The organism is Intrasporangium sp. (assembly GCF_036566125.1).
In the GTDB taxonomy this organism is placed as follows: Bacteria; Actinomycetota; Actinomycetes; order Actinomycetales; family Dermatophilaceae; genus Intrasporangium.
The window spans coordinates 1-6,764 of sequence record NZ_DATCWX010000127.1 but is presented as its reverse complement, the minus strand read 5'-3'; the positions used below and the strand labels follow the sequence as shown (position 1 = coordinate 6,764).

Sequence of the window (6,764 nt, the reverse complement as noted above, 5' to 3'; positions counted from 1 at the left end):
ACGTTGTAGCCGCCGGTTGCCAGATTCACCGGCGCCCCGGTGCCGTTGTAGATCTCGAGCGCCTTGTTGTTGCTCGAGCCCTCGATGTACTCACTGAAGAACAGCTCGGTCGGCGCCGCCTGCGCGGTCGGCGCGGCGACGAACGGGAGCAGACCGACCCCGAGGGCCACGGCACACACCGCGGCCACTCGGCGCCGGAGATGACGGTGCTGCTGCATGTCTTCCCCTCTCGACGGGCAGGGAGTTGCCCGGATCCACCGCGAATCTAGCGGCGTAGCAGTGAGCGAGGGGCCGAACGCCGACTAACTTTGCGTGTCGTTTACCTTTCGGCCCGGGCAGGCCGCCAGGCGCCTGCGCGTCTCGAACCGCCGGCGCGTGCCGTCGATCGGGTCGTCGAACTCGAGGACGGCGGCGAGCAGCTGGAGCGGTTCGGAGAAGTCGCCGTCGAGCACCTCGCGCTCGACCGGATACAGGGCGTCGCCGACGATGGGGATGCCCAGACCCCAGAGCTGACAGCGCAGCTGGTGGGTGCGACCGGTCCGCGGGGTCAGCCGGTAGAGGCCCAGCCCATCCGTCTCGGAGACCAGCTCGATGAGCGTCTCGGCGTTCGGCTCGGCACCGGGGACCTCCCGCGCCTGGTGCCTGCCGTGCTCCTTGACGACATGGCTGCGCCGCACCGTGGGCAGCCGCAGATCGTCGCGGACCGGCGCGACCGCGAGGTACTCCTTGTGCACTTGTCCCTCCGCGAAGGCGCGCTGGTAGGGACCGCGCCACCGCTGCTCCGTCGTGAACATGAGCACGCCTGCCGTGGGCCGGTCGAGCCGGTGCGCCGGGGTCAGCCGATCGAGACCGGTCAGCACTCGCGTCCGGGCGAGCGCCGACTGCACGACGTGCCGGCCCCTGGGCATCGTCGACATGAAGTGCGGCTTGTCCACCACGACGAGCCGGTCGTCCGTGTGGAGTACGTCGATCGGGAAGGGCACCTCGACCTCGTCCGGAAGGTCGCGATGGGTCCAGCAGACCGACCGCGGCACGAACCGCGCGTCCGCTGGGACCGGCCGGCCCGCGGCGTCGACGAACTCCCCCGCCGCCAGTTTGGCGTCCACCTCGGCGGGAGTCAGCCCCCGCAGCCGCTCCACCAGGTGGTCGCGCAGCGTCTCCCACGGGCCGCCCTGCGGCATCCGGATCCGCTGCGCGTCGACGCCGTGCCGCGGCGGGAGCGGCGACGCGGGAATGCCGCCACGTGCCACTCAGTCCCCCTCGACGCGCAGTTCGACCTCACGCCCCAAGAAGCGAGCGTATGCCGCTGAGCTCGCTTCCAGCCCACGCAGCGCCTTCGCCGTCAGTCGGGTCAACGGCGTCGCCTGGACCACGACGGCGTCCCTGCTCTCGTGCCGCTTCCAGACGCCGGCGACCTCGCCGTCGACGACGATCGTCGGCTGGAACACCAGGTTGCGCCCGGGAACGACCTTGACGACGTGCTCGTCCGGCAGGGTGACGTCCCGCGACTTGTAGCCCAGGAGGAACTCGTCCCATTGTGGCAACAGGTGCACCCCACCCGGACCATCGCCTGCTGCCGGCGCGTCGACGTGGCTGAGCCAGGTCTGACCGCCGACGTCCTCCCGAATGACCCGATCGCCAATGAGCTCAAGGGCCGCACGGACGAAACCCAGCGTTCCCGAGATCCAGCCTGCGATGTCCTTCTCGGTCGCCGGCCCATGGCTGCGAAGATAGCGCTCGATGACAGTGGTCATCGCCTCCTCACGAGACGGCTTGCGGCTCAGAGGAACCCACTCATCAACGAGCACGAAGGTCGGCTGCTTCCCCGCGAGCGGACCCTGGCAGAGCAGCCCAGTCATGCAGTGGTGGCCGACGAGATGGTAGGTCCGCTGCCCAGCCGGATCGATGCCGTGGTCGGCGAGCAGCGAGAGGACGTCCGGGCGGCTCATCGGCTCGCGAAGGTGCTCCTCGAAGAGCACGCCCGCCTTCTCGACCTCGTCCTGCGTGATGCCGAGCTGGGCGTAGCGCGGACCCAGGGAGGCAAGCACCCGCGGCGCAAGCAACTCACACATCCACCGGGCGTCCTCGGCTGCGACCCAGTGGATCGTTCCGCGCATCGGCCAGGTCCGGACGATCTGTCGGTCGGCGACAGCCCGCTCGATCTCGGCCAGCGTCAGGCCGGAGCGCACCCCGATCGACCACACGCCACTCGAATAATCTTGTGCCTGAAGCGCCCCCATCCAACGCGCCACGGACAGCGGCGTCACGGGGGCCTCCGGAGTGCCCAAGGCGGGCGTCAGGCCGAGGGCGGCCATGCGGGCGCGACGCAACCGCCTGCGGTCGCCGGCCTTCACGACGAGACCCAGCTCAGCGGCATACGGCTTCCTATCCGAGCACGGCGGCGCCGAAGGTCGCCTTGAGGTCGCCGAAGAGCGCCGACGTGGCGTTGACGCGCAGCCCGTCGTCCAGCGTCATCAGCACGGACCGGCCGGGCTGGGTGAGCTTCACGTGGACCTCTGTCGCGCCGGGGTGCTCCCGGAGGATCTCCCGGAGCCGCTCGGCACGGGCTGGGGTCACCTGCCCCAGCGGGAGGGTGAGGACGACCGGTCCACGGGGGCCCTCCTTGATGTCCGGGATCATCAGCTCCTGCGCGAAGATCGAGATCGAGTCATCGCGCGCGCTGACCCTCCCCTTGACCGCGCAGACGGTGTCCTGGGCCAACATCGTGGAGTACGTCAGGTACGCGGATGGGAAGAACAGGCACTCGATGGCTCCGTCGAGGTCCTCGACCGTGGCGATGGCCCACAGGTCGCCCTTCTTGGTCCGCTTGAGCTGCAGCCCGGTGATGAGCCCGGCGACGGTGACCGGAGTGCCATCGGCCTTGGGGTCGTCGCCCGTGAGCGAGGCGATCGAGGTGTCGGCGTGCGTCTGGAGGATGTGCTCGATGCCGAAGAGCGGGTGGTCGGAGACATAGAGGCCGAGCATCTCCCGCTCGAAGGACAGGAGGGTGGTCTTGTCCCACTCGCCCACCGGGACGGTTGGCAGGCCGTCGAAGGCGCCCGTTCCCCCGGGCTCCCCTGACTCGTCGCCCAGGTCGAAGGCGCCGAAGAGGCTGTCCTGGCCGATGGCCTCCTGCTTCTTCACCTCGACGAGCGCGTCGATGTAGCGCTCGTGGACCTCGACCATGCCGCGCCGGCTCTCGCCGAGCGAGTCGAAGGCGCCGCCCTTGATGAGCGACTCGATGGTCCGCTTGTTGCAGACGACCGCCGGCACCTTGGACAGGAAGTCCTTGAAGGACCCGAAGGCGCCCTTCTCCTCGCGGGCCTTGATGACCGCCTCGACGACCGGCAGGCCGACGTTGCGGATCGCCGCGAGACCAAAGCGGATGTCGGTGCCGACGGCGGCGAAGTTCGCGACCGACTGGTTGACGTCGGGCGGCAGCACCTTGATGCCCATGTGGCGGCACTCGCCCAGGTACAGGGCCGACTTGTCCTTGTCGTCGCGCACGCTCGTCAGCAGCGCGGCCATGTACTCGGCCGGGTAGTTCGCCTTGAGGTAGGCCGTCCAGTAGGAGACGAGACCGTACGCCGCGGTGTGCGCCTTGTTGAACGCGTAGTCGGAGAACGGGACGAGCACGCCCCAGAGGGCCGCGACCGAGGCCTCGTTGAAGCCGTTGGCCTTCATGCCCTCCGAGAAGGGGATGTACTCGGCGTCGAGCACCTCTTTCTTCTTCTTGCCCATTGCACGGCGGAGCAGGTCGGCGTTGCCGAGCGTGTAGCCGGCGAGCTTCTGCGCGATGGACATGACCTGTTCCTGGTACACGCACAAACCATGAGTGTCCTTGAGGATCGGCTCGAGGGCCTCGACCATCTCCGGCTGGAGCTTGCCCTTGAGCTGCGGGTCGAGCGGGATGACCTCCTGCTTGCCGTTCTTGCGCAGCGCGAAGTTCGTGTGGGCGTTGACCCCCATCGGGCCCGGCCGGTAGAGGGCGAGGGCGGCCGAGATGTCCTCGAAGTTGTCCGGTTGCATGAGGCGCAGCAGCGAGCGCATGCCGCCGCCGTCGAGCTGGAAGACCCCGAGCGTGTCGCCGCGTCCCAGCAGGGCGTAGGTCGCCGGGTCCGTCATGTCCTTGGAGAGGGCGTCGAGGTCGATGTCCTCGTCGCGGTTGGCCTTGATGTTCTCGATCGCGTCGTCGAGGATCGTCAGGTTGCGCAGGCCGAGGAAGTCCATCTTCACCAGGCCGAGCGACTCGCAGGACGGGTAGTCGAACTGCGTGATGACCTGGCCGTCCTGCAGCCGCTTCATGATCGGGATCACGTCGATGAGCGGCTCGCTCGACATGATGACCCCGGCTGCGTGCACGCCCCACTGCCGCTTCAGGCCCTCGAGGCCCTTCGCCGTGTCGACGACCTCCTCGAAGTGACGCTCCGTCTGGACCAGCGCCCGGAACTCGGCGCCCTCGTTGTAGCGCTTGTGCTCCGGGTTGTAGATCTCGGAGAGGGGCACGCCCTTTCCCATGACATCCGGGGGCATCGCCTTCGTCAGCTGCTCCCCCACGCTGAACGGATGGCCCATGACCCGCGCGGCGTCCTTGACCGCCTGCTTGGCCTTGATCGTGCCGTAGGTGACGATCTGGGCGACGCGCTCCTCGCCGTACTTCTCGGTGACGTACTTGATCACCTCACCCCGACGGCGCTCGTCGAAGTCGACGTCGAAGTCGGGCATCGACATCCGCTCGGGGTTGAGGAACCGCTCGAAGATCAGGCCGTGCGGGATCGGGTCGAGGTCCGTGATCCCCATGGCGTAGGCGCACATCGACCCGGCGCCCGAACCACGTCCCGGCCCGACCCGGATCCCGTTGCGCTTGGCCCAGTTGATGAAGTCGGCGACGACGAGGAAGTATCCCGAGTAACCCTTCGAGACGATGACGTCCTCCTCGAACGCCGCCTGCCTGCGGGCGTAGTCGGGGACGCCCTCGGGGAAGCGTCGCTGCAGCCCGGTCTCGACCTCCTTGATGAACCAGGACGTCTCGTCCTCGCCCGCGGGGACCGGGAAGCGCGGCATGTAGCGCCCCTCCCCCTCGGTGAACGACACATCGGACCGCTCGGCGATGAGCAGCGTGTTGTCGCAGGCCTCCGGGAGCTCGCGCCACAGGTGGCGCATCTCCTGCGGCGACTTGAGGTAGAAGTCGTCGGCGTCGAACTTGAACCGGCCCGGGTCCATCAGGGTCGAACCCGACTGCACGCAGAGCAGCGCCGAGTGCGCCTTGGCGTCCTCCGCCCGTGTGTAGTGCAGGTCGTTGGTCGCGACGAGCGGCAGCCCGAGGTCGCGCGCCAGCCGGAGGAGGTCCTTCTGCACCCGGCGCTCGATCTCGAGGCCGTGGTCCATCAGCTCGACGAAGACGTTGTCCGGCCCGAAGAGGTCGCGCAGCTCGCCGGCCACGGCGCGGGCCTCGTCGTACTTCCCGAAGCGCAGCTTGGTCTGGATCTCGCTCGAGGGACACCCGGTCGTGACGATCAGGCCCTTGCCGTAGGTGGCAAGCAGCTCCCGGTCGATGCGGGGCCACTTCGTGTACACCTGGTCGAGGGAGGCGATCGAGCTCATCCGGAACAGGTTGTGCATGCCCTCGGTCGACTCGGCGAGCATCGTCATGTGCGTGTACGCGCCGCCGCCGGAGATGTCGTCGCGCCCGCCGTCGCCCCAGCTGACCTTCGTCCGGTCCGTGCGATGGGTGCCCGGCGTGATGTAGGCCTCCACGCCGATGATCGGCTTGACGCCGGTGCCCTGCGCCTTCTTCCAGAACTCGTAGGCACCGAAGACGTAGCCGTGGTCGGTCGTCGCGAGTGCGGGCATACCCATCCTCGCCGCCTCCGAGAAGAGGTCGGTGATCCGGGCCGCTCCGTCGAGCATCGAGTACTCCGTGTGCACGTGCAGGTGCACGAAGTTCTGGTCTGGTCTCGGAGCGGATTGGGTCGACATCGGGGTTGAGTCTAAGCCTCGCCGGGGACACTCCCCGGGCGTGTCGCAGCGGGTGTCGCGGCTCGTGCCAGTGGGCCGCCGCGGGCCGCTGGATCGTCGGCTTCGGCGAGCCTGGAACCGATCCCGAGCCGACGGTGTACAAGTGGTTGCGGTACCACCCATGTCTGCGCGGGAGGAGCCATCGAGAAGGACCGGGAAACCGAGATCCTGGCCCGGGTGCGCGCCGGAGAACGGGCTGCGTACGCCGAGCTGGTGGTGGCGCACGCGCCGCTCGCCAAGCGCGTCGCCGTCCTCGCCGGAGCCGGCGGCGATGCCGACGACGTCGTGCAGGAGGCATTCGTGAAGGCATACCGATCCCTCGCCACCTTCCGCGATGGCTCCGGCTTCCGGCCGTGGCTGCTGCGGATCGTCGTCAACGAGACGCACAACCACCGACGCGGTTCCGGTCGGCGGGCCGAGCGGGAGCGCCGAGCCGGGTGGCTCGACGCCCAGTCCCTCACCGTGCCGGACCCGGCCGAAGAGGCCCTCTCGGCCGCGCGTCGGCGTACGCTCCTCGAGGCCGTGTCCGGACTCCCTGCCGACCAGAGGGACGTCATCGCCTGCCGGTACCTGCTCGAGCTGTCGGAGGCGGAGACCTCGCAGGTGCTCGACCTCCCCGCGGGAACGGTCAAGTCCCGACTGCATCGCGCACTGAGCGCGTTGAGGGAGGTGATGGCCGATGCCTGACCAGTTCGATGCCCTCGAGCGCGAGCTCATCGGCCTCGGCCACGATCTCGTACCGGACC

At 68.7% G+C, this 6,764-nt stretch carries 5 protein-coding genes; 1 reads left to right on the top strand and 4 read right to left on the bottom strand.

The window, feature by feature from the left end:
- The 4 genes from VIR15_RS07480 to dnaE form a co-directional block, all read right to left on the bottom strand.
- A partial coding sequence (locus VIR15_RS07480; protein ID WP_331926846.1) for a lamin tail domain-containing protein occupies positions 1-218 on the bottom strand: 218 nt, incomplete at its 3' end.
- 84 nt (positions 219-302) lie between these two features.
- Positions 303-1,250 (bottom strand): pseudouridine synthase, encoded by a 948-nt coding sequence (locus VIR15_RS07475; RefSeq protein ID WP_331926845.1) that lies wholly within the window; start codon positions 1,248-1,250, stop codon positions 303-305.
- Positions 1,251-2,354 (bottom strand): winged helix DNA-binding domain-containing protein, encoded by a 1,104-nt coding sequence (locus VIR15_RS07470; protein ID WP_331926844.1) that lies wholly within the window; start codon positions 2,352-2,354, stop codon positions 1,251-1,253.
- A 31-nt stretch (positions 2,355-2,385) separates the two neighbouring features.
- Entirely contained in the window at positions 2,386-5,979 is a 3,594-nt protein-coding gene (gene dnaE / locus VIR15_RS07465) for a DNA polymerase III subunit alpha (protein WP_331926843.1), read from the bottom strand.
- Between the two features lie 216 nt (positions 5,980-6,195).
- Here dnaE and VIR15_RS07460 point away from each other — a divergent pair, with 216 nt between their 5' ends.
- Positions 6,196-6,705, top strand: coding sequence for an RNA polymerase sigma factor (locus VIR15_RS07460; RefSeq protein ID WP_331926842.1), 510 nt, complete (start codon positions 6,196-6,198; stop codon positions 6,703-6,705).
- Positions 6,706-6,764 lie beyond the last annotated feature (59 nt).

What these genes read in the sequence shown, in the direction of transcription:
- dnaE (WP_331926843.1), bottom strand. Translation starts at nt 5,979, where the DNA reads ATGTCGACCCAATCCGCTCCGAGACCAGACCAGAACTTCGTGCACCTG.